Source organism: Ruegeria sp. B1 (assembly GCF_056535885.1).
The window spans coordinates 3888436-3913705 of the sequence record NZ_JBQFJA010000001.1; the positions used below are offsets into that span (position 1 = coordinate 3888436).

Annotated in this window: 23 protein-coding genes; 6 read left to right on the plus strand and 17 right to left on the minus strand. The window is 57.6% G+C overall.

Annotation, left to right across the window (positions count from 1 at the left end; translation table 11 throughout):
• Positions 1-49 precede the first annotated feature (49 nt).
• The 4 genes from ACR3ES_RS19195 to ACR3ES_RS19210 all read right to left on the minus strand — a co-directional run bounded on the left by ACR3ES_RS19195 (position 50) and on the right by ACR3ES_RS19210 (position 6307).
• Positions 50-1324, minus strand: coding sequence for a bifunctional folylpolyglutamate synthase/dihydrofolate synthase (locus ACR3ES_RS19195; protein WP_480424206.1), 1275 nt, complete (start codon positions 1322-1324; stop codon positions 50-52).
• Positions 1321-2253: an acetyl-CoA carboxylase, carboxyltransferase subunit beta gene (gene accD / locus ACR3ES_RS19200; protein ID WP_170435404.1), complete on the minus strand. Its 933-nt coding sequence runs from the start codon at positions 2251-2253 to the stop codon at positions 1321-1323. The genes ACR3ES_RS19195 and accD overlap by 4 nt, the downstream gene beginning before the upstream one ends.
• A 59-nt stretch (positions 2254-2312) precedes the next feature.
• On the minus strand, positions 2313-3107 hold the full coding sequence (locus ACR3ES_RS19205) for a CPBP family intramembrane glutamic endopeptidase (protein ID WP_480634742.1): 795 nt from the start codon (positions 3105-3107) through the stop codon (positions 2313-2315).
• A 92-nt stretch (positions 3108-3199) separates the two neighbouring features.
• Positions 3200-6307: an ABC transporter transmembrane domain-containing protein gene (locus ACR3ES_RS19210; protein WP_480424208.1), complete on the minus strand. Its 3108-nt coding sequence runs from the start codon at positions 6305-6307 to the stop codon at positions 3200-3202.
• A gap of 246 nt (positions 6308-6553) precedes the next feature.
• Here ACR3ES_RS19210 and ACR3ES_RS19215 point away from each other — a divergent pair, with 246 nt between their 5' ends.
• The 3 genes from ACR3ES_RS19215 to ACR3ES_RS19225 all read left to right on the plus strand — a co-directional run bounded on the left by ACR3ES_RS19215 (position 6554) and on the right by ACR3ES_RS19225 (position 9291).
• Positions 6554-7315, plus strand: a complete 762-nt coding sequence (locus tag ACR3ES_RS19215; RefSeq protein WP_170435400.1) for a DUF6478 family protein — start codon at positions 6554-6556, stop codon at positions 7313-7315.
• Positions 7316-7326: 11 nt separating this feature from the next.
• On the plus strand, positions 7327-7686 hold the full coding sequence (locus ACR3ES_RS19220; protein ID WP_170435398.1) for a hypothetical protein: 360 nt from the start codon (positions 7327-7329) through the stop codon (positions 7684-7686).
• A gap of 78 nt (positions 7687-7764) precedes the next feature.
• A complete protein-coding gene (locus ACR3ES_RS19225; protein ID WP_170435395.1) occupies positions 7765-9291 on the plus strand; it encodes an MFS transporter in 1527 nt (508 codons plus the stop codon).
• Between the two features lie 50 nt (positions 9292-9341).
• Here ACR3ES_RS19225 and ACR3ES_RS19230 read toward each other — a convergent pair whose 3' ends face one another.
• From ACR3ES_RS19230 to ACR3ES_RS19260, 7 genes are all read right to left on the minus strand, one after another.
• Positions 9342-10682, minus strand: a complete 1341-nt coding sequence (locus tag ACR3ES_RS19230) for a S41 family peptidase (RefSeq protein ID WP_170435392.1) — start codon at positions 10680-10682, stop codon at positions 9342-9344.
• Positions 10683-10688: 6 nt separating this feature from the next.
• Positions 10689-11819, minus strand: coding sequence for a peptidase M23 (locus tag ACR3ES_RS19235; protein ID WP_170435390.1), 1131 nt, complete (start codon positions 11817-11819; stop codon positions 10689-10691).
• Entirely contained in the window at positions 11816-13333 is a 1518-nt protein-coding gene (gene gpmI, locus ACR3ES_RS19240) for a 2,3-bisphosphoglycerate-independent phosphoglycerate mutase (protein ID WP_170435387.1), read from the minus strand. The genes ACR3ES_RS19235 and gpmI overlap by 4 nt, the downstream gene beginning before the upstream one ends.
• 151 nt (positions 13334-13484) lie before the next feature.
• Positions 13485-15155, minus strand: a complete 1671-nt coding sequence (locus ACR3ES_RS19245) for a sulfatase-like hydrolase/transferase (protein ID WP_170435385.1) — start codon at positions 15153-15155, stop codon at positions 13485-13487.
• Between the two features lie 69 nt (positions 15156-15224).
• On the minus strand, positions 15225-15461 hold the full coding sequence (nqrM, locus tag ACR3ES_RS19250; RefSeq protein ID WP_170435383.1) for a (Na+)-NQR maturation NqrM: 237 nt from the start codon (positions 15459-15461) through the stop codon (positions 15225-15227).
• A 15-nt stretch (positions 15462-15476) separates the two neighbouring features.
• Entirely contained in the window at positions 15477-16502 is a 1026-nt protein-coding gene (locus ACR3ES_RS19255) for an FAD:protein FMN transferase (protein ID WP_480424210.1), read from the minus strand.
• A gap of 65 nt (positions 16503-16567) precedes the next feature.
• Complete coding sequence (locus tag ACR3ES_RS19260) at positions 16568-16753, minus strand: hypothetical protein (RefSeq protein WP_170435381.1); 186 nt, start codon at positions 16751-16753, stop codon at positions 16568-16570.
• 121 nt (positions 16754-16874) lie between these two features.
• Here ACR3ES_RS19260 and ACR3ES_RS19265 point away from each other — a divergent pair, with 121 nt between their 5' ends.
• Entirely contained in the window at positions 16875-17399 is a 525-nt protein-coding gene (locus tag ACR3ES_RS19265) for a CBS domain-containing protein (protein WP_170435379.1), read from the plus strand.
• A gap of 45 nt (positions 17400-17444) precedes the next feature.
• On the opposite strand, the gene ACR3ES_RS19270 is transcribed toward ACR3ES_RS19265, so the two are convergent.
• A complete protein-coding gene (locus ACR3ES_RS19270; protein ID WP_170435377.1) occupies positions 17445-18209 on the minus strand; it encodes a metallophosphoesterase family protein in 765 nt (254 codons plus the stop codon).
• A gap of 179 nt (positions 18210-18388) precedes the next feature.
• On the opposite strand from ACR3ES_RS19270, the gene ACR3ES_RS19275 reads away from it, so the two are divergent.
• Both ACR3ES_RS19275 and tviB read left to right on the plus strand, forming a co-directional pair.
• Positions 18389-19402, plus strand: coding sequence for an NAD-dependent epimerase/dehydratase family protein (locus tag ACR3ES_RS19275; RefSeq protein ID WP_170435376.1), 1014 nt, complete (start codon positions 18389-18391; stop codon positions 19400-19402).
• Positions 19403-19416: 14 nt separating this feature from the next.
• Complete coding sequence (tviB, locus tag ACR3ES_RS19280) at positions 19417-20700, plus strand: Vi polysaccharide biosynthesis UDP-N-acetylglucosamine C-6 dehydrogenase TviB (protein WP_170435374.1); 1284 nt, start codon at positions 19417-19419, stop codon at positions 20698-20700.
• Positions 20701-20757: 57 nt separating this feature from the next.
• Here tviB and nqrF read toward each other — a convergent pair whose 3' ends face one another.
• Genes nqrF through ACR3ES_RS19305 form a run of 5 tightly spaced genes read right to left on the minus strand, consistent with a single transcriptional unit; the run spans position 20758 to position 25266 of the window.
• Positions 20758-21978: an NADH:ubiquinone reductase (Na(+)-transporting) subunit F gene (gene nqrF, locus ACR3ES_RS19285; RefSeq protein ID WP_170435372.1), complete on the minus strand. Its 1221-nt coding sequence runs from the start codon at positions 21976-21978 to the stop codon at positions 20758-20760.
• Positions 21979-21988: 10 nt separating this feature from the next.
• The gene (gene nqrE / locus ACR3ES_RS19290) at positions 21989-22597 is read right to left on the minus strand and encodes an NADH:ubiquinone reductase (Na(+)-transporting) subunit E (RefSeq protein ID WP_170435370.1); all 609 of its coding nucleotides are present in this window, start codon (positions 22595-22597) and stop codon (positions 21989-21991) included.
• A complete protein-coding gene (locus ACR3ES_RS19295) occupies positions 22597-23250 on the minus strand; it encodes an NADH:ubiquinone reductase (Na(+)-transporting) subunit D (protein ID WP_170435367.1) in 654 nt (217 codons plus the stop codon). Before ACR3ES_RS19295 ends, nqrE begins: the two co-directional genes overlap by 1 nt.
• Entirely contained in the window at positions 23250-24065 is an 816-nt protein-coding gene (locus ACR3ES_RS19300) for a Na(+)-translocating NADH-quinone reductase subunit C (protein ID WP_170435365.1), read from the minus strand. The genes ACR3ES_RS19295 and ACR3ES_RS19300 overlap by 1 nt, the downstream gene beginning before the upstream one ends.
• A complete protein-coding gene (locus ACR3ES_RS19305; protein WP_170435363.1) occupies positions 24058-25266 on the minus strand; it encodes an NADH:ubiquinone reductase (Na(+)-transporting) subunit B in 1209 nt (402 codons plus the stop codon). Before ACR3ES_RS19305 ends, ACR3ES_RS19300 begins: the two co-directional genes overlap by 8 nt.
• Positions 25267-25270 lie beyond the last annotated feature (4 nt).

Below are 25270 nucleotides of genomic sequence, written 5' to 3' on the forward strand. Positions count from 1 at the left end.
CGCCGCGCTTCGCGCGCCTCCCCCGACGTATTTTTGGCCAGATGAAGCCCTAGCCGTTTTCGCGAAGGATATTGCCGGCCAGATAAAGCGAGCCGCAGATCAGAATGCGGGCCTTTGGATCTCTGTCCGTGATCCCGGTCAAGGCATCCGTCACGCTGGTGGCTGTTGAGGCAGGCAGGTTCACACGGGCTGCGGCGGCGGCTGTGTCTTCGGCGCTCAGCGTGGCGGTCTCATCGGGTATCGAAACAGCCGTCAGGCTCTGAGCCTGCCCGGCCAACGGAGAGAGATAGCCCGTCACATCCTTGGTATTCAGCATGCCGCAAATCATGTGGGTCGGTTTTTGCGGTAGTTTCGCCAACACGTCAGCCAGTGCAATCCCGGCCGCCGCGTTGTGTCCCCCGTCCAGCCACAACTCGGCCTGCGGAGCCTGGTCGACCAGCGGGCCGGTTTTCAGGCGTTGCATGCGGGCGGGCCATTCGGCCTCGGTCACCGCAGCCTCATACGCCGCATCCCCCATGTCCAGGTGGCGCAGAACCGCCAAGGCAGCACCGGCATTCTGAATCTGATGTGCGCCCAGCAGGTTGGGCAGCGGCAGATCGCGCAGACCGGTTTCGTCCTGATAGACCAGACGACCGTTTTCTTCGTGAACATGCCAGTGCTGACCATGAACCAAAAGCGGAGCGCCCAGACGTGCGGCTGTGTACTCGATGACTTCGAGCGCCTCATCCTGTTGAGGTCCCACGACGCAGGGCACGCCCGCCTTGATGATACCGGCCTTTTCGGCGGCTATTTTACCCACCGTGTTGCCAAGGAATTGTTCGTGATCCATCGAAACGGGGGTGATCACCGTCACAGCAGGCTGTGCGATCACATTGGTCGCATCGAGCCGCCCGCCCAGACCAACCTCGAGCAACGTGAAATCCGCCTTGGACCGCGCAAAAGCCAGCAAGGCGGCGCAGGTCGTGATTTCGAAATAGGTGATGTTTTCGCCGCCATTCGCAGCATAACACTCATCCAGAACCGCCGACAGCGCGGGTTCGTCGATCAGCGTCCCAGCCAGACGGATACGCTCGTGAAACCGCGCCAGATGGGGCGAAGTATACGCGTGGGCCCGGTGCCCTGCCCCTTCGAGCCCCGCGCGGATCATGGCCAGGGTCGACCCTTTGCCATTGGTACCGGCAATGTGGATCACGGGCGGCAGCTTGGTGTGCGGATTGTCCAGTGCGGCCAGCAGACGCCAGACACGGTCCAGGGTCAGATCGATGATCTTGGGATGCAGCGCCATCATCCGTTCAAGGATGACGTCCGAGGTCTGCGCGCTCATGTCTCGGCCGTATCCTCGGCAGGCGCGTCTTCTGCGACCTCTTCAGGCTCTGGGGCAGGCAGGTCCCCTTTAACCGCAGGGGGCAGGTCCATCAGCATGCGGGTGATGGTGATCAGTTCCTCACGCATATCCGTCCGCTTGGTCACGCGGTCCAGCATGCCGTGATCCAGCAGGTATTCCGCGCGCTGGAACCCTTCGGGCAGTTTCTCGCGGATCGTCTGTTCGATCACACGCGGCCCGGCAAAACAGATCAATGCGTTGGGTTCCGAGATGTGCACATCGCCCAGCATCGCGTAAGAGGCCGTCACGCCACCCGTTGTTGGATGGGTCAGAACGACGATGTACGGCAGGTTGGCCTCTTTCAACATCTCGACAGCAACGGTTGTGCGCGGCATCTGCATCAGGCTCAGGATGCCCTCCTGCATCCGGGCACCACCCGCTGCAGAAAACAGGATCAGCGGGCGTTTCAGCCGGACCGCCTCTTGTGCTGCGGCGATGATAGCGTTGCCGACATACATGCCCATCGACCCGCCCATGAACGAGAAATCCTGTGCCGCAGCCACGATGGGTGTGCGCCCAATTTCGCCGGAGGCGACCAGCATCGCCTCTTTCTCGCCGGTCTTTTTCTGGGCCGCCTTCATGCGGTCGGGGTATCGTTTCTGATCGCGGAAATGCAGCGGGTCGTCCGTTGGCGCCGGAACCTCGACTTCGGTGAAAATCCCGCCATCAAATAGGTGTTTGAATCGGTCGCGCGGCGTGATCGCCATGTGGTGGCCGCATTGCGTACAGACATTCTGGTTTTCAGCCAATTCGCGGTGAAACAGCATCGTTCCGCATTCATCGCACTTATGCCACAGGTTTTCCGGCACTTCGCGGCGCGAGAAGATCGAATTGATCCTGGGACGAACGTAGTTTGTGATCCAGTTCATGTTGGAACCTTGCTGATGCGGCGTTGACGTCAAATAAGACGCAACGGCAGGAAATGCAATCAGCGCCTGATCGCCAGACGTGCTGTCAGCCAGCAGACAATCATCACCGCAAAATCCACATAGAGCCACTGCCGGAGCATGCCCGTATCGGACATGTCATAAGGCAACAGGAACAATGCAAGACCGCTGAGGTTGTCGGGTAGCGAGATGAACAGCAACGCCACGACATTGTTGAAGAAATGCAATGCAATAGCTGGGCCCAGCGTTCCGGCCCGGGCTGTCAGATCGGCGGCAAGCAGACCGAAAATGAACGACCAGACGGCGATCAGGGGCGCGTTTTCTCCGGCGACCGCAGGGGCATAGTGACCGGCAGCAAACAATGCGGCGGGCAGGCCCATCCAGATCACCCGAGACCGGAACCGGGCGGCCAGAGTCTGTTGGATATAGCCGCGAAACAGCACCTCTTCGGCGCTGGTTTGAATCAGGACCGCGCAGGCGGACAAGGGCAACAAAACGAGCCAGGTGGACAGGCTCAGGTTCTGTGTTAGCGGCGCGCCCATGTCATAGGGCGGCAGGATCGCCAGAACCACGCCCAGAACGAGCAGCGCACTGAATACTTTCCAGAACTGGCGCACTCCGACACTGCGCTGGCCGAGAATCGAGCGCAATGACCGGTGTTGCAGGTTCCGTGCGGCGATGGTCACGCCCAGCGTGATGAATCCAAAGCTACACAACAGAATGAGCATGGCGACAGGCGATGACCCCTGCAGAAAGCCCGTTGCCCAGTCTTGCGAACCCATTCCGGCAATCAGCGCAAACAGGCCCAAGTTCATGGCCGTGACCAGAACACCCACAAGTGCCAGTCCAACAAGCAGGCGCCAGAGCTCGGGCCGCGCGCGCGTCCTTCACAAGCCGCTCGTGGGCGGCGTAAACAAGGGGCGAGGCATCAGGCATTGTCACCCCTGTCCTCCATCCCGATCGCATGAGCGACTTCCGGGAAAATGTCCGCCGGGTTCTTGGCGCCGTTGATCCTGTTGGACAGTGCCGTCAGATACCCGGCCACCGTTTGCAGCAATTGCACCGCAACCGAGGCGTCGCTTTCGACAACGGCCCGCAGTTCCTCGGCTCCGATCCGCAGGAACGAGCAATCGGTCAGGGCAACAAGATCCAGTTGGCGGGTCTCGCCGGTAATGATGGACAGATCCCCAATCAGGCGTCCGGGTTCAATGATCGAAATCGGTCTTTTCTGCCCATCTTCATCCGACCAGTCCAACCTGGCCTGTCCAGAGATGCACAGATACGCTGCGTCCGGGTTTTGGCCGCGTGCAAAAATGACCTGCCCCGCGGCCACGTCGTACCACTGCGCCGAAAAGGCCAGCAACCGCTGGTTTCGAGCGTCAATGCCCGCAAACAGCTCGGTCGAAGAAATAACCTCGAGCTTGCGACTCAGATCGGCTGATGCTCCCTCTTCATGAACAATCTGCGTGCGCGAAACGCCATCAATGCGGCCATCTTTGACCTCAACAAACAGATCATAGGCTTCTGGGTGGGCAAAGTGATCTTCCATGAAAATCATGATCGACTCGGGCAACAACTCGCGCAGTTTCAGCCGCGTTCTCAGCCGGCTTTCGGAATCGTGGCTTGCCAACGCTTTATCCAAAATCAGAATATCCGGTCGCTTGATCCCGGCGCGGGAGAACGCGGCGCGCTCCTGAAAAACTGTCGGCAGGTTGTTCCCGCCCAAACCCGAGGGCAGATCGTAAATGATCGCTGCCGCTCTGCGACGCAACCCGGCCGTATTCAGAGCCCCTGCCACGACGTCCTCAATCTCTTCCGTGCGGGCTCCGGCCATCAGTGAAGTTCGACCATAAAGCGCGTTTTCCATCACCGTCAGGCGAGGAATATACGTATCGGGTGAGACGGGAATAAACATTCCGTCCATCGCCCCCCGCAAACGCTCGGCCTGTCCTTTGCGGATCGCAAGGATCTTGTCTTTGTATTCCTCCGGGAAATCGGGACCGATCTGTTCGGCGGTCAGAAGGAACGGCACGGTCAGCAAGAGCGCGCGCTCTTCGTCCGTGATCTCGGCATCGCCTTTTGCACTGCTGCGATCTTTGATGTCGAGCAGGCGGTGATACATCTCTTTGGAAATACCGAGCCGCAGGAACAGCGGGTGATCCGTCCCGTCGCGACCGAATGCTTGGTTCAGCGTTTCAAGAACGGCGTTCGATATGCCCATGGCGTCATCTGCCAGATCATGCGTACTGAGCACCGAGAAAAACCGGCCGTCTTCGGCCAGAAACTCCGGAGAGATATCCCGCGATGGTGCGGCAAATAGCAGATTGCCGCCCAATGGCACCGCAGGGTTAAAACGGTTCGGATCGAACCGGAACACGTATTGATCCAGATCTTTTTCCCGCAGGCGCTCTGCAACGGTTTCTCGCAAGTCAACGATTTCCTGCGCCAGAACGGGATGCAGGTCGGGGTCAAGCTGGCTGCGCAATGTGCGGCGGAACATGAACTCGTCAATGCCCATCGCCTCGACCAGCTGGAACCACCAGTCCCGTATCTCGTCGATACTGTCCAGCCCGGCAACCCCGGGATCAACCCACTCGTCCGACAGGGAATCCGGCGGATTTCCCGCGCGGACCGCCTCGATCTGACGGCGCGACGGCGCCTTGACGGCGTCGGTTTCGTGTTGCGGATGTGTGCGCAGCGGCATCAAAAGGTTGTCGCCCATTGTTCCGTCAAACAGGTAAGGCCGCGAGTAGGCATAGCCGATCCGGGCAGCGATCACGGATTGGTGCAGGTCTTTCAGGTTGTGCCCGGCCAGAATGACATCGCCCTGCACCGGTAGCAGCTCGCGCGTCAGCAACTGGGCCAGGGCGTTTCGCTCGGATGCATGGGTCGATTGGATCGCCACACGCGCACCCTTTGGAATGGTCAGGTCAATATCTTCCAGTATGGTTTTGCCATCATCATCTCGCACGGTCACATTGCGCAGCTCTATATCGCCAGTCAGATGCGGGATGGTCTCGGGCGATCCCACAAACAAGTGTTCTGGGATCATTTTGTCCGGGGCGAAGCGCTCGGTCACGATTTCCCAGCGCAGCGACATGTCCTGCACCTGATTGTAATAGGTCAACAGGTCCTTCCATGGCCCGCTCAGGTCTTTGTACGCCCCCAATGCAGCGACCAGAGCACCAACCGTCACCTCACCCGTAATCGCCAGATATCCGCCGACCGAGTAAAACAGAAACGGGGTCATCTGCGTAATCAGGTTGTTCAGGAACTTCATAAAGAACTTCTTGTTGTAGATCTTGAACCGGATCTCGAACAAGGTTCCCAGCCGGTGACTGAACTGCGCCAGCCGATAGCGCCAGCCGCCATTGGTGCGCAGATCGCTGATGCCTGCCGCGCTTTCCCCAATTTCCGAACTCAACTGCCGAACCTGTTGGATGCGATCCTTGTTCAACAGGTTGATCTGGCGTTGCAATTTCGGGATCAACCACGCCTGCAACGGGATCAGCGCGATGCTGGCAAGACCGAACCAGACGCTTTGCATGAACAGAAAGGTCACGATCGTCATCATCTGACCGAACTGGAACACCGGCTGTGCGATGGCATCCCCCATCAGGCCGCCCATCGGCTCAGCCTCGGACGTTATCATCGAGACCAACTCACCCTGACTGGTGGTCGCAAAGTAGGATTTCGGAAAACGCATCGCGCGGTGAATCAAGGTGAACCGAAGGCGGCGCAACATACGCTCGGCCAGAATGCCTTTCATCGTGTTGATGCGCATCTTCATCAACCCGCTGACCAGCACGGTACCCAGAAAGGCAAAACATAGAATCATGAGGTACTGAATCTGGGTCACGGTCAGTCCCCAAAGGGTCACCGTGTCTGCGGGTGCACCGATGGCGTCATTGATGATCTGCTTGGGTAATTCCAGCGAGGCGTAGAGAAACGGAAACGACAATACAGTCAGCAGCAGCAGCACGAATTGCTGCTTTTTCGAATACTTCCAGATGAACGAGAATAGGGTGGGTTCCATACCCGAGCCTTGTCATTAATTGAGAGTGCAGGGTGGTTTTTCAGGGAACGACCCGCTGAATTCAGATGACAGACGGTAAGCACTGGCCTCGCGTATTGCAAGAATTGACGCCGGTTTCCCAAACAGGACGTAACGACTTGCCATCAAAACCGTTTGCGGTCAGAGATTTCTGCGGCTTGGGCGGAATTCCGGGTTTGTCCCCAAACAGTCTTGGACTAAAGAAACACAGCCTGAGATGATGGAACCATGAGCAGAATTCTGGATCTTTACTTTCACCGCAAGGCTTTGCGACGCTGGCGCAAAGCGGCACAAGAGGCCGCGAATACGCAGTACATGAAACTGCGTCTGCAACGGGATCAGGCGCGTACGCTGCGGACCCAGTTGAATAGGTTGATTCACATCGCTGATGGCCGGCTGACATTGCCCCGGATCGGATCGGTTCAGTTTCCCAAACCTATTGGAACAGACTGGTATTGCCGTCCCGACCTCTGGCGGGGACCACTGGCCCGACCCGGCATCGCGTCGGCAGCCCGCAAGGCAGAGATCGACCCGCACGTGACCTTGTTTCATGACTGCAAGCAATCTGAAATTGCTGTGCGTCAAATTCGAAACAGACACGAGAGCGACCTTGCGCCTTACAGCCTCGCCATCGAGGTTTTCAGCTTTGAGGGGTCGTTTCTGTCACTATCGGTCGAATTGCCGCAAGAAGCCGTCCGGGATTTGACGCGGCAGCATCTTATGCGTGTTGATGCCAGAATTGACAGCGAGCGTGCCTCAAAGGTTTTTGCCCGGCTCAATATTCAGCATGGGCCGAACACAGAACAGGTCTTGCGTCAGATGGACTTGTCCGGCCCTTCGAATTCAGTAGATTTCGACTTGGCCCATTTGCCATTGAATGAGCGGCGGATTGAAAAGATGTGGCTGGACCTGATCTTTGAGACCCCGCATATGAACCGCATTGTGCTGCGTGATTTGACATTCTGTCGCCACCACCGCGCCGATTTGTGAGGTGCCCAGATATGACCAGTCCAACCTTGACGCAGACCTCGTTCGAGAACGGCATCTGGCAGGCGCATATTCAAGCTGACACCGAACCGCGTATCGAGGTCCGTTACTTGAATGAGATCGTGGATGGCGTTGCGGTCACGTCGGTCCAGACAGGTTGGTCACTGCGGGTTCCGGTACCTGCGTCAGCCCTGTCCGAAGGGGTGCATTGCTTTGTCATCCTGGATACGGACACAGGCCAGAAACTGGCTGATTTTACAGTGATCGCAGGCGCGCCCGCTGCGGATGACCTTCGGGCCGAGGTCGAGTTGTTGCGCGCCGAGTTGGATATGCTAAAGCGCGCGTTTCGCAGGAAGCACCGCTACGACGATTGAACCGAATTCTTCGAGAAACCTATCTTTTTCAAAGATTTCATGCATCAGTGGGGTATCCGAAGCAACCCGAGCCCCCCTATGGACCGCAGCAGCATCGTTAAAGTCATCGCCTTGATGGTGACCGGCTTTGGAATTGGGATCGATTTCACCGGTGCGCTGCTGTTGGTTCCGGCAATCGAAAATTCCTTCGATTCTGACATCACCAGCACTCAGTGGGTCCTCAACATCTACGCCTTGTTTTTTGCCATGACGATGGTTGCTGGCGGGCGCCTTGGTGACATGTACGGGCACCGCAAGATTATGATCATTGGGCTATCGATCTTCTTGTTTTCATCCGTTTTGTGTTTTGTGGCGCCCGGTCTTGATTACCTGATCGGCGCCCGTGCTTTGCAGGGCATAGGAGCCGGATGCGTCTGGCCGTGCACTCTGGCGTTGGGGGCAACGAAAGTCGGGCGTGAGGAACATCGCGCTCTTGTTATGGACATGATTTTGGCAGGCGTCACCACCGGGAATGTTTTCGGCCCCATGATCAGCGGCCTCGCCGTTGGTCTGGGAGAATGGCGCTACTTCTTTCTCGTCAATGTGGTGCTGTCCTGCGTCTCAATGGCGACCACCGTGTTGTTAATGGAACGCGAAACCAAGCATAAACAGGGCGAGCACATAGACTTCGCGGGCATGGGTCTTTTGTCCTTTGGCGTCTTGCTTCTGCTTTACGGTTTGGATGTTGGCGCCGATTGGGGCTGGACTTCGGTCCCGCTGCTTTTGTTGTTTTTTGTCAGCGCAGTGCTGTTTGTTCTGTTTCCAAGGGTCGAAACGCGCGTGAAGGAACCGCTGATATTGCCGCAGATGATGCACAACCGGGAATTCCGCATCACGCTTGGGCTCAACATGTTCAATGTCTCGGCGGCTTTTGTCGCGTTTCTGTATTTTCCTCAATACATGCAGAAGGTTCTGGGCTGGTCGACCTTTGAATCGGCGCTCGGGCTGGCGCCGCTGACCGTGTTGTTGGCAGTGGGATCGGTTCTATCGGGCACTCTGTACAACGACTTTGGCCCCAAAAGACTGTTGTTCTGGGGATATGTGATCGCGACAATCGGGTCAGCCAGCATCGTCGTTTTGCCAAGCTCGCTGGGTTACTTTCAGATTCTGCCGGGCATGACAATGATTGGGCTTGGGGCGACCCTAACGGTTGGGCCTTCCGGAACAGCAGCAGTCTGTGCCGTAAAGCCGGAACGCGCTGGCCTGGTCGGTGGGTTGAGCTTCATGACGCATCTGGTTTATGGCGCGATCGCCGTCGCTTGCGCCACCGCAATCATGTACGCCGTCAGTCTGTCCAGCCTCAGGGATCGTCTGGCCGCTGCCGGTGTCAACCTTTCCGATGCGGATCAAAAGGCCATCAATGGCGGCACCCTTGAAACGGCCTCGGCCAAGGCTGTTATTTCAAAACTGGACCACAGCGACGTCGAAAAGGTCACAGAGGCCATTACAGCAGCCTTCAGCACTGGTATGAGCATGGCCTTTATCTTTTCCACTGTCTCAGTATCCATGGGCATCATTCTGGCGCTGATGCTGGATGAGGACAAACTGCACAAGATCGAAAGCTGACGCGCAGCTATGGTTGATACAGGGCCGCGTGTGCCACGGCCCTGTTATCGTTACTGAGACGGTCCGTCCGGATTAAAGGCCGACAGCCCTTTGAGGATATCGATGGCATAGGCCAACTGGTAATCCTCTTCTCTCAACTCGGCTGTTTCTTCTGCCCTGGCGCGATCTTCTTCTATCTGACGGATTTCGTCTTCGCTCAGGCTGTCATTGTCCAGACTGCCGCGCAACTCGGCTTCGGATCGGGAGAAGGGGTTGTCCTCTTCGTCTTCCACCTCGGGCGCGGGGCGCGGCTGTTCGACAATAATATCCGGGCTCACGCCCAGCGCCTGTATCGAACGGCCCGACGGGGTGTAATAGCGCGATGTTGTCAAGCGCATCGCGCCGTCTCCGCGCAAGGGCATAACGGTCTGTACCGAGCCTTTGCCAAAGCTCTTGGTCCCCACAACAATCGCGCGGCGATGGTCCTGCAGCGCACCGGCCACGATCTCAGAGGCAGAGGCCGAACCGCCGTTGATCAAGACCACAATGGGCTTACCCTCGGCCAGATCGCCGGGTGTTGCGTTGTAACGGTCGCCTTCTTCGGGGTCACGACCACGGGTCGATACAATTTCCCCTTCGTTCAGGAACGCGTCCGATACCTTGATCGCCTGCGTCAGCAAGCCACCGGGGTTGTTGCGCAAATCCAGTACAAAGCCGTTAACCTTTTCCATACCACCGACTTCGGCGATTTGCTCTTCAAGACCCTCTTGCAGGTTCGGGAACGTCTGGTCGTTGAACGTGGTCACGCGCAACACAACACTGGTGCCTTCCGAGCGTGCGCGAACCGCAGTCAGCTTGATCGTGTCTCTGATGATGGTGACATCAAACGGCTCAGCTTCTCCTTCACGGACGACGGTGATGACGATCTCGGAACCGACCGGGCCTCGCATAAGATCAACCGCCTTGTCCAGCGTCAGGCCAAGGATGCTTTCCCCATCCACGTGAATGATAAAGTCGCCTGCTTCGATCCCTGCCGCTGCGGCCGGGGTTTCGTCGATGGGCGAGACCACTTTTACAAAACCCTCTTCCTGCGTGACCTCAATGCCCAGACCGCCGAACTCACCACGGGTTTGCACCCGCATCTGCTCGGCGTCATCCGGAGACAGGTAACTGGAATGTGGGTCCAGCGATGTCAGCATGCCGTCAATGGCCGCCTCAATCAGTTCCTCGGGCTCAACCTCTTCCACATATTGCGCCCGGATCCGCTCAAAGATGTCACCGAACAGATCCAGTTGTTGATAGACGCTCGCCTTGTTTTCGGCTTCTTGCGCCAAAAGAGGCCCTGCGATCTGAGTGGTTGCAATCACGCCTGCCACGGTACCGGCCAGACCGGCCATCACAAATTTCTTCATACTCGTTTATCCATCCTTGTCGGTCCGAAACCATGATTCCGGGTCCACGGGGCTGTTTTCTTGTCTGACCTCTATATAGAGCGTTTCTGATCGGTCAGTTCCAGTGCCATCACTGCTTGTTGACAATATTGCGCCTATTTCAGGCGTTTCACCGGGCATCAGACCCACGGGTGTGCCTTCGGGAATCACCTGACCCGGCTCACCATAAACCTCTTGCAGACCGGAAAACACGAATAAAAGGCCTGGCTCCGGTTCCAGAATCACCAGATTCCCAAGCGACAACAGCGGCCCGCGATAACGGATCGTGGCGGCTGTTGGTGACGTGACCAACGCACGCGGGCGCGTCCCAAGCACCAATCCCGGCCGGGTCACACCGGCCGCATCGGTCTCACCGGAGCGATGCAGCAAGATCCCGCGCACCGGCAAGGGGATCTGTCCCTTTTGATCCGATACACTGGCATCCGTTTCGGCAATCTCACCTTCCGAAATCTCGGCCAGACCGCTCGCAAATCCGTCTAGTGTTTCCGTGGACGATATCAAAATCGCGGTGCGTATAGGGTCTTCGACAAACCGACGCGGCAGATCGGTGCGGTCCGCGATGGCCTCGCTGAGCCGCGTGCGGGCGCTCTGCACGCCGGTCAGACCCTCTGTCAGTGTTTCCGCTGCATCCTGTTGCAAAAGGCGCAGGGTCTTAACCTCTTGCAGATCCTCGGCAAGTGCCTGAGCGTTGGCGTTCAAACCCGGTGTTACTTCCGACAGCATCATTCCGGTGCGCGCGGCCCCTAAAGGGCCAGACGGGTGCAACATCAGAACCGGCGGCGCGGTGGTTTCGATTGTCTGCAGAACGCCCAGCAGCTGGGCCACCTCTTTTTCGCGGGCACGCAGCTCTGCGGACAGCTGCGCCTCACGCGTGGCGGCACGGCGCAAGCCATCGCGCATGGCCGAAAGGCCCGCCTCATAGGCCTGTATGGTCTGGGTCAATGCACGGACCCGATCACGGGCACCATCCGCTTCGATGAGGGAAATCGATGCCTGTTCCAGCATCGCTGCCGCCTCAAGCGCGGCTTGCGATGGATCACTTTGGGCCTGCGCAACCGCAGCGCAACACATGGAAGCAACGAAGGAGAGCACCCTCATGACAGCAGGCTTTCCCCGGTCATTTCAGGTGGTTTGGGCAGGTCCATCAGGTCCAGAAGGGTCGGTGCCAGATCCGACAAACGCCCGTTACGCAACCTGGCCCCGTCCGGTCCACCAACCAGAACCACCGGCACGGGATTGAGCGTGTGCGCGGTATGCGGCCCCCCGGTTTCGGGATCGACCATCATCTCGCAATTGCCGTGATCAGCGGTCACAATCATCGCGCCGCCAACCTTGTCCAACGCGGCAACCACCTGAGCCAGACCCTGATCCACCGCTTCACAGGCTTTGATCGCCGCCTGCAGGTCCCCGGTGTGTCCAACCATGTCCGGATTGGCGTAATTTGTGACGATCAGGTCATATCCACTCTCGATCGCCTCAACGAACTTTGCGGTGACCTCGGGCGCAGACATTTTGGGCTGCAAATCATAGGTCGCCACCTTGGGCGATTTCGGCATGTACCGGTCTTCGCCCACTTCTGGGGTTTCCTTGCCACCGTTGAGGAAAAAGGTCACATGCGGATATTTCTCGGTTTCCGCCAGACGAAACTGCCGCAATCCCCGTTTGGCCACCCATTCGCCTAACGTGTTCACGATAGCACGTTTCGGGAAAACCGTCGTCATATACGCGTTGTGACCGTCCGAGTATTCCACCATGCCAAGAAGCGCAGAGAGCTTTGGTCGCGAACCGGTGTCGAAGTCCGAAAAACCTGGCTCTCCAATCGCGCGCAGGATTTCCCGGGCCCGGTCGGCCCTGAAATTCAGGCAAAAGAACCCATCCCCGTCTTTGACACCTTCGTAGCCGTCCAAGACAGTTGGCGTGATGAACTCATCCGTCTCGGACTGGTCATAGGCCTGTTTCACCGCCTCCTGCGCGCTGCTTGCAACGCGGCCTTCGGCTTGCATTATTGCCCTGTATGCGGCGCCGACGCGTTCCCAGCGATTGTCCCGGTCCATCGCAAAATACCGCCCGCCTACCGTCACAATGCGCGCTCCGCTGGGCAACCGATCCTCAAGCTCAGCCACAAACGTCAAAGCCGATTTCGGGGCCACGTCCCGTCCGTCCGTGATGGCGTGCAACGCGACGGGTACGCCGGAATCGGTGATCGCCTTTGCCGCTGCAATAATGTGATTCAGATGCCCGTGGACGCCACCATCCGAGACCAGCCCCATGAGATGCGCAGTGCCATCGGCAGATTTGACCTTATCGATAAAGTCCTGCAGGGCGCCGTTTTCAAAAAATGACCCGTCTTCAATGGCCAGATCGATCTGTCCCAGATCCATGGCAACAACCCGGCCCGCGCCGATATTGGTATGACCAACTTCGGAATTGCCCATCTGACCACTGGGCAGGCCAACGTCCGGGCCATGGGTGGTCAGGATCGCATGCGGTCCGTTTTGCATGATGGCGTCAAACGTTGGGGTGTTGGCCAGATAGGGTGCATTGGCCTGCGTATCGTCGGACAGACCCCAACCATCAAGAATGCACAGGACAACGGGTTTCGGGGCGGCCATTGAGGGTCTCCGATTACTGCTCTTACGACTTCTTCTATCGTTTGGTCGCCAAAGGGTGAACCGTCTTTGCTGATCTGCACGCAGAATTAATCAACACCACACAGAACATCGGCTGAGACAGACCCATCAGGGTTGTCCGATCTGAGGGCGGCTAGTCCTTGCGAACCGCCTTGTACGGTCTTGCAGTCCGGTTGCGATACTTGACCGTCAGCTCCAGCGGCGCATCGTTTTCGTCGTAGATACCGACAAGTACCCCCGTACCCCGGCTTTTGGTTCGCATCTCGATCAACTGCTGTTCCGACCGCGTGGTGCGCTGGGACGGACGCCGGGTCCAGGCAAACAGATGATCATACATCTCAGCGATTGCGCCTGCATGATCCGCATTGCCACCGAGGTCGGTCAGTTCATCGGGATCATTTTCAAGATCGAACAGGATGGGACGGTATCCGCCCTCACAATGGATCAGTTTCCATTTCCTGTTCGCCACCATGAACATCGCGGCATCCCGGACCGAGACGTTCAGCCGTTCGGCGATCGGCGACGCGGAATAGTCATACTCGCAAATCACCACATCCCGAGACGTCTCGTCGGTTTGCCCGTGCAGGATTGGCAACAAAGAATGCCCTTCGAGGATATGCCCCGCAATCTCACCACCCGCGATGTCAACAAATGTCGGTGCCAGATCGATGGATTCTACAAGCGCGTCGCTGGCCATACCGCGCGTCGCGTCTGCCTCGGGTGATGGGTCATAAATGATCAGCGGCATCTTGGTCGAAGCGTCTTGAAAAAAGGTCTTTTCCCCCATCCAGTGATCACCCAGAAAATCACCGTGGTCCGACGTCAGGACAATCATCGTGTCATCCATGCGCCCGGTCTGTTCCATCCAGTCAAACAACCGGCCCATCTGATCGTCAGCCTGCTTGATCAGACCCATATAGGCAGGGATCACCGCCTCGCGAACATCCTGGCGCGAGAAGGTCTGGCCGATTTTCGTATCCATGAAGGCTTTGAGCACCGGATGAGCGTTCTGTCGCTCTGATTCAGAGCGTACGACCGGCAGGACATGCTCGGGCCCAAACATCGAGGCATAGGGTTGGGGCACGATGTATGGCCAGTGCGGTTTGATGAAACTCAGGTGACAGCACCACGGACCGTCATGGGTCTGCATGAACTCGATCCCGCGGCCCGTCAGATAGGGTGTTTCACTGTCTTCTTCAGCGATATTCGCCGCCTCGGATGAGTTTTTCAGAAACCAGCCGGACAAAACAGTCCCGTCCTCAGCCAGACCGGAATTGGCAAAGTCATGCCAAGGATTGTCACTGTCATAGCCTTTGGATTTCAGGAACTTGTTGTATTCTTTCGCGCCGTCGGGGTCGTAAGAGCCATCTGGTCCCTCAGGCAGCATGCCATCGTCGCGCTCAAACACGTCAAACCCGCATTCCGCGACGCGCGTGCCAATCAGACTGTCAGGTTCCAGACCCAAACGCGCCATACCCTCGGCATCCGCGCGCATGTGGGTTTTTCCCACCAGCCAGCAAGCCATTCCGGCCTTGCGCAGATGGTCCCCCATGGTCATCTCGCCCACTTTCAGCGGGATGCCGTTCCACGAGGCCCCGTGCGAATGCACATAGCGCCCCGTATAAGTGGACATCCGCGAACTGCCACAGATCGGAGACTGGATATAGGCGCGGTCGAACCGCACGCCACGGGCGGCCAGACGGTCGATATTGGGGGTGTGCAGGTAGGGGTGACCGTAGCAACTCAGGTAGTCCCACCTCAGCTGGTCGAACATGATGAACAGGATGTTTTTGGCTTTTGCCATTCTCAGGCCCCTGGAAATGTCAGAGACCTACCTAGCCATTTCCTGACCCGGCGCGAAGCCTAAACTTTGCTAAGCCTGCCGGTCCATCTGTTCCAGCATCTTTCTGGCGCGCTTGCACTGCAACTGATCCCGTAGCGGGCTGTCGGGATCGACATCCTTTTGGCAAACGACGCATTTGTCCGCACCGGAAATCGCGTTCAGGCCGCCACAGCTGCCTTTGATGGTCTTGCCCATCAGCAGAACGCCCAAAGACATGCCAACCATGATGATCAGCAGCAGTACAAAGGCCAGAACAAAAGTGCTCATCGTGGGTCCTACCTGTCAGTCGGTGCCAAGCGCGTCTTTGAACGCAGTACTATGAACTGTAATATAAGCATCTTCGCCGCCTGTCACATCCCGCGAGATGAAATACACGGCGATTTTTTGTTCTTCGGCAAGTTCCAGCCCCTTTTCCTGCCCCATCGCCAGCATAGCCGTGGCCCAGGCATCCGCCATCATGGCGTTTTCGGCCAGAACCGTGACCGACGTGGTTCTGTGCGTGATTGGCCGCCCGGTTGTCGGGTCAATGATATGCGAGTACCGCACGCCATCCTGCTCAAAGAAATTCTTGTAATCGCCTGAGCCGGCCATGCCCTGATTGTCCAGCGACACGATCAGTTGCAGATTCTGCGGGCCGGCCTCAGGCTTTTCGATCCCGATCCGCCAAGCTTCGCCCTGATCGTTTTGACCTTTCGCCACAAGATCGCCGCCGATTTCGACCAGATAATCCTCGACGCCCGCGTCTTGTAGCGTGTTTGCAACCGCATCGATCCCATAGCCTTTGGCGATGGCAGACAGGTTGATCCCCACGCTCGCTTCGGATTTCGCCAGTGTTCCCGCCTCGGCGTCCAACACCAGCAGCCGGTTTTGACCAACGGCATCCAATGCAGCGCTGATTTCGGCATCTGATGGCACCGGGTCTTCAGGCGTACGCGGCCCAAAGCCCCACAATTCTATGAGCGGTCCAAGCGTAACATCAAAAACCCCGCCGGTTTTGTCGTGCACGTCGTTTGCTGCGGCCATGACGACGGCAAATTCCTCGGATATCTGCATCGGATCCGTGCTGGCAGCGGCCGAGAAGGTCGAGACCTCGGAATTTGGATCCCAATTGGACATTTTTGCGTTCACTGCGGCCAATGTCTCTTCGACGGCTACGGCAAGAACGGCTTCGTCCAGATCGTCACCGATTGCCGTGACATTGAACGTTGTTCCCATTGTTTCACCGGACAGGCGCACCACGTCGGGCTCTTTGTCGAACAGGCAACCGGACACAAGTGCTGCAAGGGCCATTGCGGGCATCAGACGCATGGGCGTTCTCCTGGAAAATCCGTGTCCGGCATATGCCAGCGCCCCCTGCCGGAGTCAAACCGGGATCAGAGTTTCAGCGGCAGGAACCCGAGCACTAGAAGCCCAAGCCCTGCCGTCACCCCGAACAACCATGCACGTTTCTTCCATCCAGGCGGCTGCTGCTTCCACGCCATGCGAAAATTGTGGCCGCAGACAACAACGACAAAAAACAGGAGAACGGCCAGCGGCGGGGTCAGATACAACTCATTCAAACGCTTGGGTTTCCTTGTTTTGTCCGGGATTTTGCCGATTGCGGCAATTGAACTCTATACAGGCCGGTTGGCTGCGGTAAGGTGAAAGAGACGGTATTCCAATTGCACGAGGAGATTGCCTATGGCCCCAAGCTCTTATCAGCCTCCGACACGTGGCGACAAGGCAGGTTCAACCACCTACAGCCAATCGGTCGACTCGAACCTGTCGCACACGCAGACCAGCGTGGCCAAGCTGCTTGAGGGTAAAGGCGATGCGGTCTTTTCCGTGCGTCCCAACGACACGATCCATTCCGTGGTGAATACCCTCAAGGAAAAGCGGATCGGTGCAGTGGTTGTGACGGATCAGAACGGCACCCTGAAAGGTATCTTGTCCGAGCGCGATATCGTGCGGCGCATGGCCGATACACCGGGCCAAACCCTGCCGCAATCGGTCGAGGACCTGATGACCAGGGATGTTCAGTCCTGTAAGCCCGATGACCTGTTGAATGACGTCCTGAAAACCATGACCGAAGGCCGTTTTCGCCATATGCCGGTTCTCGAAAATGACAAGCTGTGCGGCATCATCACCATCGGCGACGTCGTACATTTCCGCCTTAAAGAACTGGAATACGAAGCGCTGCGCATGAAGCAGATGATCGTGGGCTGACACGCAATGCCAGGTTTGCGGAACTCTGTCCTGCTACCGCCATGATTAGCCGGTCGAAACGAACCGAACTCCGCCCTTGAATATCTCGGCGGCGGTCAGGCGATTGGTCGCGAAGGCACCTGTGTCAATCGAGACGATGCCGTGCCGCGCCCGCGCATGATCAACGATCGTGTGCCCGTGCACCACCCATTGGCCGTCCTGCCGGGGAATGCGCGGGAACTGCGGATGCCCCCACACGCAGATTTGCCGCGACTGGGTTTCCACGGATTGATTGGGGTCCAGCGCCGCATGCACCACAGTCACATTGCCGCTGGTCCAGGTCAGCGGTCGCGTGTTCAGCCATGACAGCAGCGCGTCGCCCATCGACTGTCGCAAACGTGCCGCCACCGCCACCGCCCCATCGCCGAAAACGGCCTCGTTTATGCCGGCAATCCCGAAAGAGGCCAGGGTTTGCAATCCGCCATTGTTCAGCCAAAGCCCCCCGACCCGCTTGGGATCTTCGACAAAACGAAGCAGCATTTCCTCATGGTTGCCCAAAAGGCAGACCACCCGCCCGTTCGATGTTTCGCTGAGGTGATGCAACTGACGCAAAACCTGCGCGCTGTAATCCCCTCGGTCCACGTAATCCCCGACAAAGATCAGGGGGCAGTCGTCATCCAACTTAGGCAGTAGGGTCTGCAGCAGGTCGAGACGGCCATGAATATCGCCAATCACGACAAACCGTTGCTCAGGCGCGATTTCGGACGCGGGAAACCCTGCGTCCTGCGCCGCGTTCCGACCGATCAGCCCTTTTATCCAGTCTCTCACCATGCTGGTTCATCCCTACTCTGACCGGGCATTGGCGACAATCGGCAAATGGAACCCTGACGCGGTCCGAACCAGCACCGCGACCCCCTGATTTGACGCCGTCACACTGAAAATCTCCTTGACCTTGAGCCGGGGAACGTATCCCTGATGGGCATGTGTTTTGATTTGCGTTTGAGGGTTTCATGAAACGGGTTCTGGTTACAGGCACGGCGGGATTTATCGGGTTCCATCTGGCAAAGCTGCTGCTGTCAGAAGGGTTTCGCGTACATGGCTATGACGGGATGACGGACTATTATGACGTCACCCTGAAACAGCGGCGACACCAGATGCTGTTGCAAACACCCGGTTTCACCGCGACCGAAGACCTGCTGGAAAACCACGAACGCCTCATGGAGGTGACGGATGAGTTCGAACCGGAGGTAATCGTACACCTCGCAGCACAGGCCGGTGTAAGATACAGCCTTGAACATCCCCGCAGCTATATCGACTCCAACGTTGTCGGTACGTTCAATGTCATGGAGGTCGCGCGGCAGCATAAGGTCGAGCATCTGCTGATGGCCTCAACCTCGTCTGTATATGGCGCAAACGAGGACATGCCGTTCACCGAGGTCGAAAAGGCGGACACTCAGCTGACGATCTACTCGGCCACGAAAAAGGCAAACGAGTCGATGGGCCATTCCTATGCGCATCTATGGGATTTGCCGACCACCATGTTCCGGTTCTTCACTGTCTACGGCACCTGGGGACGGCCGGATCTGGCGCTTTACAAATTCGTCGATGCGATTCTGGATGGTCGTCCGATCGATATCTACAACCACGGCGATATGTATCGCGATTTTACCAATGTGGACGATCTGGTGCGGGGCATCAGACTGTTGATTGATGTGCCGCCAATCCGTCCGGCCAGCGCGGACGACATCGAAGAAGGTGACAGCCTGTCTCCGGTTGCCCCATATCGGGTCGTCAATATCGGCAACGGCGACAAGGTGCGCCTGATGGATTTTGTCGAAGCCATCGAAGAGGCTATCGGCAAGGAAGCCATCCGCAACTATATGCCGATGCAGATGGGTGACGTTCCAGCCACGTGGGCAAATACCGACCTTCTGCAAAGATTGACGGGATATCGCCCCCAGACCGATTTCAAGGACGGTATCGCCCGCTTCGTGGAATGGTTCCGCGACTATCACGGCAAGTAAACGACGAGAACCACATGCTGGAAACGAACCCCAATGCCCGAAAAATCGCTGTTCTTGGCTTGGGTTATGTCGGCCTGCCGTTAGCAGTGGCATTTGGCAAGACCGGCCCGGTTTTAGGGTTCGACATCAACCCAAGGCGCATCGATGCGCTGTGCAAAGGCATGGATGCCACGCAAGAAGTTGAGCCGAGCGATCTGGCTGCGGCAACGGGTCTGAGTTTTACCACCGACCCGTCCGAACTGGCCGCGTGCGACACTTATATCGTTACCGTTCCGACACCGATCACGTCTGGCAAACAACCCGATCTCTCACCCCTTTTGGCAGCGACCGAGACCGTGGCGCATGTCCTGAAACCCGGTGATTTGGTGATCTACGAATCCACCGTGTATCCCGGTGCGACCGAAGAGGATTGCGTGCCGGTTCTTGAACGCGTCTCAGGGCTGAGGTTCAACACCGATTTCTTTGCTGGCTACAGCCCTGAGCGGATCAATCCCGGTGACAAAACGCACCGTATCACCGACATCTGCAAGGTAACCTCGGGCTCAACACCTGAGGTCGCCGATGTGGTTGACGCGCTCTATGCCCAGATCATTTCTGCAGGCACGCATAAGGCCGAAAGCATCCGCGTAGCCGAAGCCGCCAAGGTCATCGAAAATACCCAGCGAGACCTGAACATCGCGTTGGTCAACGAACTTGCCATGATCTTCGGTCGTATGGACATCGATACCGACGCCGTCTTGCGCGCAGCGGGAACAAAGTGGAACTTCCTGCCATTTCGCCCCGGATTGGTTGGCGGGCACTGTATCGGCGTTGATCCCTACTATCTGACTCACAAAGCCGAAGCGGTCGGCCATCACCCACAGATTATTCTGGCCGGGCGTCGGTTGAATGACGGGATGGGCGGATATGTCGTTTCGCAACTGATCAAACGCATGGTGCAAACCGGGATCGATGTGGGCGCGGCCCGGGTTCTGATCCTGGGCTTAACGTTCAAAGAGAACTGCCCCGATCTGCGCAACACCCGCGTCGTGGACATTATCGAAGAACTGCAGAGCTATGGCGTGGACGTGGACGTACACGACCCGCATGCCGACGCCGACGCGGCCAAGGCCGAATATGGTCTGTCGCTGACCCAGCAGCCGGATCAGGGCGCTTATGACGGCGTCGTTCTGGCGGTCGCACATCGAGAGTATCGAGAGATGGACCCTGAGCAGTTCCGGTCTTACGGCAAGGAAAAGAGCGTGCTGTTCGACGTCAAATCCTGCCTGCCGCCCGGGGCCAGCGATCTGAGGCTGTAAGCGCACCAAAAGGCCTGGAAAAGAAAACCGGCGCTATGAGCGCCGGTTCTTTTGTTCTTATCCGCCGAAATCGTCGAGCATGATGTCTTCGCGATCCACCCCCAGATCCAACAGCATATTGATGACCGACTGGTTCATGATCGGAGGGCCGCACAAGTAGTATTCGCAGTCTTCCGGGGCGGGGTGGTTCTTAAGGTATTCTTCGAACAGCACGTTGTGGATGAAGCCGGTGTACCCGTCCCAGTCATCCCCGGGTTGCGGGTCCGACAGGGCCACATGCCATTCGAAATTGCCATTCTCGTTGGCCAGCGTGTCGAAGTCTTCGACAAAGAACATCTCGCGCCTGGACCGCGCACCATACCAGAAGCTGATCTTGCGGTCAGAATGCAAACGCTTGAGCTGGTCAAAGATATGGCTGCGCATTGGGGCCATACCTGCGCCACCGCCGATAAAGACCATTTCCTTTTTCGTGTCGCGGGCGAAGAATTCCCCAAACGGACCAGAAATCGTGACTTTGTCACCGGGTTTGAGGTTAAAGATATAGGACGACATCTGACCGGCAGGAATGCCTTCGGAACCCGGAGGCGGCGACGCGACCCGCACGTTGAGCATGATCATGCCCCTTTCCTCGGGATAGTTCGCCATGGAGTAGGCCCGTTCAATCGGTTCGCTGACAACAGATTTGTACTGCCACAGATTGAACTTGTCCCAATCCTCGCGATACTCGTCTTCGACGTCGAAATCTGTATAGGCCAACTGGTGGGCTGGCGCTTCGATCTGGATGTACCCGCCGGCGCGGAAATTCACGTCTTCGCCTTCCGGCAGGTCCAGCGTCAGCGCCTTGATAAAGGTTGCCACGTTGTCATTCGATCGAACGGTGCATTCCCATTTCTTGACGCCAAAGACCTCCTCGGGAACCTCGATATCCATATCCTGCTTGACCGCGACCTGACAGGACAGCCGGTCACCGCAGGCGGCCTCACGCTTGGTGATGTGGCCCTCCTCAGTCGGCAGGATCGACCCGCCGCCGGAATGTATCCGAACGCGACACTGGGCGCAGGTTCCACCGCCGCCGCAGGCCGAAGGGACGAACAGTTTCTCGGCAGCCAGCGTTTGCAGCAGTTTGCCACCCGCCGGCACCGAAACCGTCTTTTCACCATTGATGGTGATGTTGACATTGCCGGTCGACACCAGACGCGACCGCGCCGCCATGATAATGGCGACCAGTCCCAGCACGATCAAAGTGAAGAGGGCGACACCCAGGCTGAAAGTTTCCATCGACGCCCCCTTACAGTTTCACGCCCGAGAAGGACATGAAGGCCATCGCCATCAGCCCAGCGGTGATGAAGGTGATCCCCAGACCCTGCAAACCGTCCGGAATGTCCGAATACTTCAGCTTTTCGCGCACACCGGCCATTGCGGTGATCGCCAACGCCCAGCCAAAGCCGGAAGACAGACCATATGTCGTGGCCTCGGCAAAATTGTAGTCTCGTTCCACCATAAACAGCGAACCACCCAGAATGGCGCAGTTCACCGTGATCAGCGGCAAGAAAATCCCCAGCGCGTTATAGAGCGGCGGAAAATACTTATCGAGGATCATCTCAAGGATCTGCACCATCGCCGCGATGACACCGATATAGGAAATCAGGCCAAGGAAGGTCAGATCGACATCCGGAAATCCCGCCCAAGACAGCGCACCCGGCTTGAGCAGATAGTTCAGCAGCAGGTTGTTGGTCGGTACGGTGATGGCCTGCACAACCATCACCGAGATACCAAGCCCAATCGCGGTCGATATCTTCTTGGACACGGCGATGAAGGTACACATCCCGAGGAAGAAGCTCAGCGCAAGGTTTTCGACAAAGATGGCCTTAACGGCCAGTGAAAGCAGACCTTCCATCAGTGCGCCTCTACCTGCTGGATTTTGTATTCACGCTCTTCCACCTGGTTCGGTTTCCATGTGCGGAAGGCCCAGATGATCAGACCGATGATAAAGAACGCCGACGGGGGCAGCAGCAACATGCCGTTAGGCACGTACCAGCCGCCGTTGTTGACGGTCTCCAGAATGGTGACACCGAACAGCGACCCAGCCCCGAACAATTCGCGAAAGAACCCGACCAGCAACAGGATCAGCCCATAGCCCATACCGTTCCCCGCGCCGTCAATGAACGAAGCGACAGGCGGGTTCTTCATTGCAAATGCCTCGGCCCGGCCCATCACGATACAGTTGGTGATGATCAGGCCCACAAAGACCGACAGGGTTTTTGAAATCTCAAACGCATAAGCCTTGAGGATCTGGTCCACCAGGATCACGAGCGAGGCGATGATGACCATCTGCACGATGATCCGGATCGAGCCGGGGATCTGGTTACGCAGGCACGAGATGAAGAATGACGAGAACGACGTCACGAAGATCACCGCCAACGCCATCACCGCTGACACTTGCAGCGACGAGGTCACCGCAAGGGCGGAACAAATACCCAGCACCTGCAACGTGATCGGGTTGTTGTCGACAAGCGGATCGATCAGCATCTCTTTCTTGGTCTGGGACATCAGATCTCTCCTGCTTGCAGTTTGGCCAGAAAGGGAGCGTAGCCCGCGTCGCCCATCCAGAACCGGACGAGATTATCGACACCGACCGAAGTCAGTGTGGCCCCCGCCAGCGCATCGACGTAGAAATCGGGTCCGGCGGCAGGTTGTGACTTTGCGACAGTGATCTGAATTTCACCCGCATCATCGCGCAGCCGTTTGCCGCTCCACAATGCCCGCCACCGCGGGTTGTCGATCTCGGCCCCCAGACCCGGGGTCTCTCCGTGCTGATAAAATTGCAGGCCGTAGATGTCGTTGCCGTTGTTTTCCAGCGCGATAAAGCCGTACATCGTCGACCAAAGACCATAGCCGTGCAGCGGCAGAATAGCCTTGTCCAAGGCACCCGCATCATCACGCAGCAGATAGATGACGCGGTACTGTGCCTGACGACCGATCCCCGCCGGGTCGTCATCCAGCGCAACGCTCAGGTCCGGATCGGACGCAGCGGCCTTGTCGTCAAACGTGGCTGGGTCAAACCGGTCATCGACAAAATTGCCTGTAGACAGCTCCAGCACATGCGGCTCAAACGCTGCGAAGGCTTCGGTCACGTCAATGCCGGGCTCATAGATACCCGCGACCTGTAGGACGTTGACCTGTTTGTCCTTCAGTTGGTTCGCCGCTTGTACGGGACGCAGACTGACGGCCGCAAAGGACACAACCATCGAAGCCACCAGGCAAACGGCAACGGCGACAAAGATGGTCTTGCCAACCGAATCCGGCGAGGCGGCCAGAAACCGGGCAATCGCGCCTTTTGGTTCAGGGGATTGCGTATCAGACATGGCGACGCGCCCTCCGTTTGATGTTGGCCTGCACCACGAAATGGTCAATCAGCGGTGCAAAAACATTTCCGAATAGAATGGCAAGCATCATGCCTTCGGGGAAGGCCGGGTTGACGACCCGGATCATCACAACCATGACACCGATCAGTGCACCATATATGTAGCGTCCCAGGTTCGTGTGGCTAGCCGAAACCGGCTCGGTCACCATGAAAGCCAGACCAAATGCGTAGCCCCCCAGAACGATGTGCCAGTACCATGGCATCGCAAACATTGGGTTCGTGTCCGACCCAATCAGATTCAGCAGCAGCGTAAAGCCGATTGTACCCGCTAGACAGCCGACAATCAGCCGATAATTGGCGATCCGCGTCATAAGCAAGAACGCCAGACCGATCATGCAGGCCAGTGTCGAGGTCTCGCCAAAACTGCCCTGAATGGTGCCAAAAAACGCGTTCCACCAGGTGATGCCTTCGGCGGCCAATGCCTGATAGCCCTGCGAAGCGGATACCGACAGAGTGGTCGCGCCCGAGAACCCGTCAACTGGCGTCCAAACCGTATCGCCCGACATATTTGCCGGATAGGCAAAGTACAGGAACGCGCGCCCGACCAAAGCCGGGTTGAGGAAATTCTTGCCCGTCCCGCCAAACACTTCCTTACCGATGACGACACCAAAGATGATCCCGAGCGCAACCTGCCACAGCGGCGCCGTCGCCGGCATGATTAGCGTGTAGAGCATGGACGTGACGAGGAAACCCTCGTTCACCTCATGGCCACGGACGGTGGCAAAGATCACCTCGAAGATACCGCCTGCGACAAGCGTCACGATGTAGATCGGCAAGAAATACATCATCCCGTGCAACACGTTGGCAAAAATGCTGTTGGGATCCAGCGGGATACCGACCGCCTGCAGGATCGCGACCCGCCATCCGGTTGCCGAGTCAGGCCCCAACGCCGCGATGGCCGAGTTCGCCTGGTAGCCGGTATTCCACATTCCCCACAGGATACAGGGGATCGTCGCGATCACGACATAGGTCATGATCCGTTTCATATCGATATATGACCGGGCGTGCGGTGCGGCGGTCGTCACCGTTTTCGGAGTGTAGATAAAGCTTTCCACCATCTCGTAGATGGGGAAATACTTTTCGTACTTGCCGCCCTTGGTAAAGTTCGGTTCGATCCGGTCAAAGAAGCTGCGCAAACCCATTTGG

Bases quoted from the DNA above. Each gene is read 5' to 3' on its own strand.
- ACR3ES_RS19295 (WP_170435367.1), bottom strand. From the start codon at position 23,250: ATGTCCCAGACCAAGAAAGAGATGCTGATCGATCCGCTTGTCGACAAC.
- ACR3ES_RS19300 (WP_170435365.1), bottom strand. From the start codon at position 24,065: ATGTCTGATACGCAATCCCCTGAACCAAAAGGCGCGATTGCCCGGTTT.
- ACR3ES_RS19255 (WP_480424210.1), bottom strand. From the start codon at position 16,502: ATGCGTCTGATGCCCGCAATGGCCCTTGCAGCACTTGTGTCCGGTTGC.
- ACR3ES_RS19270 (WP_170435377.1), bottom strand. From the start codon at position 18,209: ATGGTGAGAGACTGGATAAAAGGGCTGATCGGTCGGAACGCGGCGCAG.
- ACR3ES_RS19225 (WP_170435395.1), top strand. From the start codon at position 7,765: ATGGACCGCAGCAGCATCGTTAAAGTCATCGCCTTGATGGTGACCGGC.
- accD (WP_170435404.1), bottom strand. From the start codon at position 2,253: ATGAACTGGATCACAAACTACGTTCGTCCCAGGATCAATTCGATCTTC.
- ACR3ES_RS19235 (WP_170435390.1), bottom strand. From the start codon at position 11,819: ATGAGGGTGCTCTCCTTCGTTGCTTCCATGTGTTGCGCTGCGGTTGCG.
- ACR3ES_RS19265 (WP_170435379.1), top strand. From the start codon at position 16,875: ATGGCCCCAAGCTCTTATCAGCCTCCGACACGTGGCGACAAGGCAGGT.
- ACR3ES_RS19210 (WP_480424208.1), bottom strand. From the start codon at position 6,307: ATGGAACCCACCCTATTCTCGTTCATCTGGAAGTATTCGAAAAAGCAG.
- nqrM (WP_170435383.1), bottom strand. From the start codon at position 15,461: ATGAGCACTTTTGTTCTGGCCTTTGTACTGCTGCTGATCATCATGGTT.
- ACR3ES_RS19275 (WP_170435376.1), top strand. From the start codon at position 18,389: ATGAAACGGGTTCTGGTTACAGGCACGGCGGGATTTATCGGGTTCCAT.
- ACR3ES_RS19305 (WP_170435363.1), bottom strand. From the start codon at position 25,266: ATGGGTTTGCGCAGCTTCTTTGACCGGATCGAACCGAACTTTACCAAG.
- ACR3ES_RS19230 (WP_170435392.1), bottom strand. From the start codon at position 10,682: ATGAAGAAATTTGTGATGGCCGGTCTGGCCGGTACCGTGGCAGGCGTG.
- ACR3ES_RS19195 (WP_480424206.1), bottom strand. From the start codon at position 1,324: ATGAGCGCGCAGACCTCGGACGTCATCCTTGAACGGATGATGGCGCTG.
- tviB (WP_170435374.1), top strand. From the start codon at position 19,417: ATGCTGGAAACGAACCCCAATGCCCGAAAAATCGCTGTTCTTGGCTTG.
- ACR3ES_RS19245 (WP_170435385.1), bottom strand. From the start codon at position 15,155: ATGGCAAAAGCCAAAAACATCCTGTTCATCATGTTCGACCAGCTGAGG.
- nqrF (WP_170435372.1), bottom strand. From the start codon at position 21,978: ATGGAAACTTTCAGCCTGGGTGTCGCCCTCTTCACTTTGATCGTGCTG.
- nqrE (WP_170435370.1), bottom strand. From the start codon at position 22,597: ATGGAAGGTCTGCTTTCACTGGCCGTTAAGGCCATCTTTGTCGAAAAC.
- gpmI (WP_170435387.1), bottom strand. From the start codon at position 13,333: ATGGCCGCCCCGAAACCCGTTGTCCTGTGCATTCTTGATGGTTGGGGT.
- ACR3ES_RS19215 (WP_170435400.1), top strand. From the start codon at position 6,554: ATGAGCAGAATTCTGGATCTTTACTTTCACCGCAAGGCTTTGCGACGC.
- ACR3ES_RS19220 (WP_170435398.1), top strand. From the start codon at position 7,327: ATGACCAGTCCAACCTTGACGCAGACCTCGTTCGAGAACGGCATCTGG.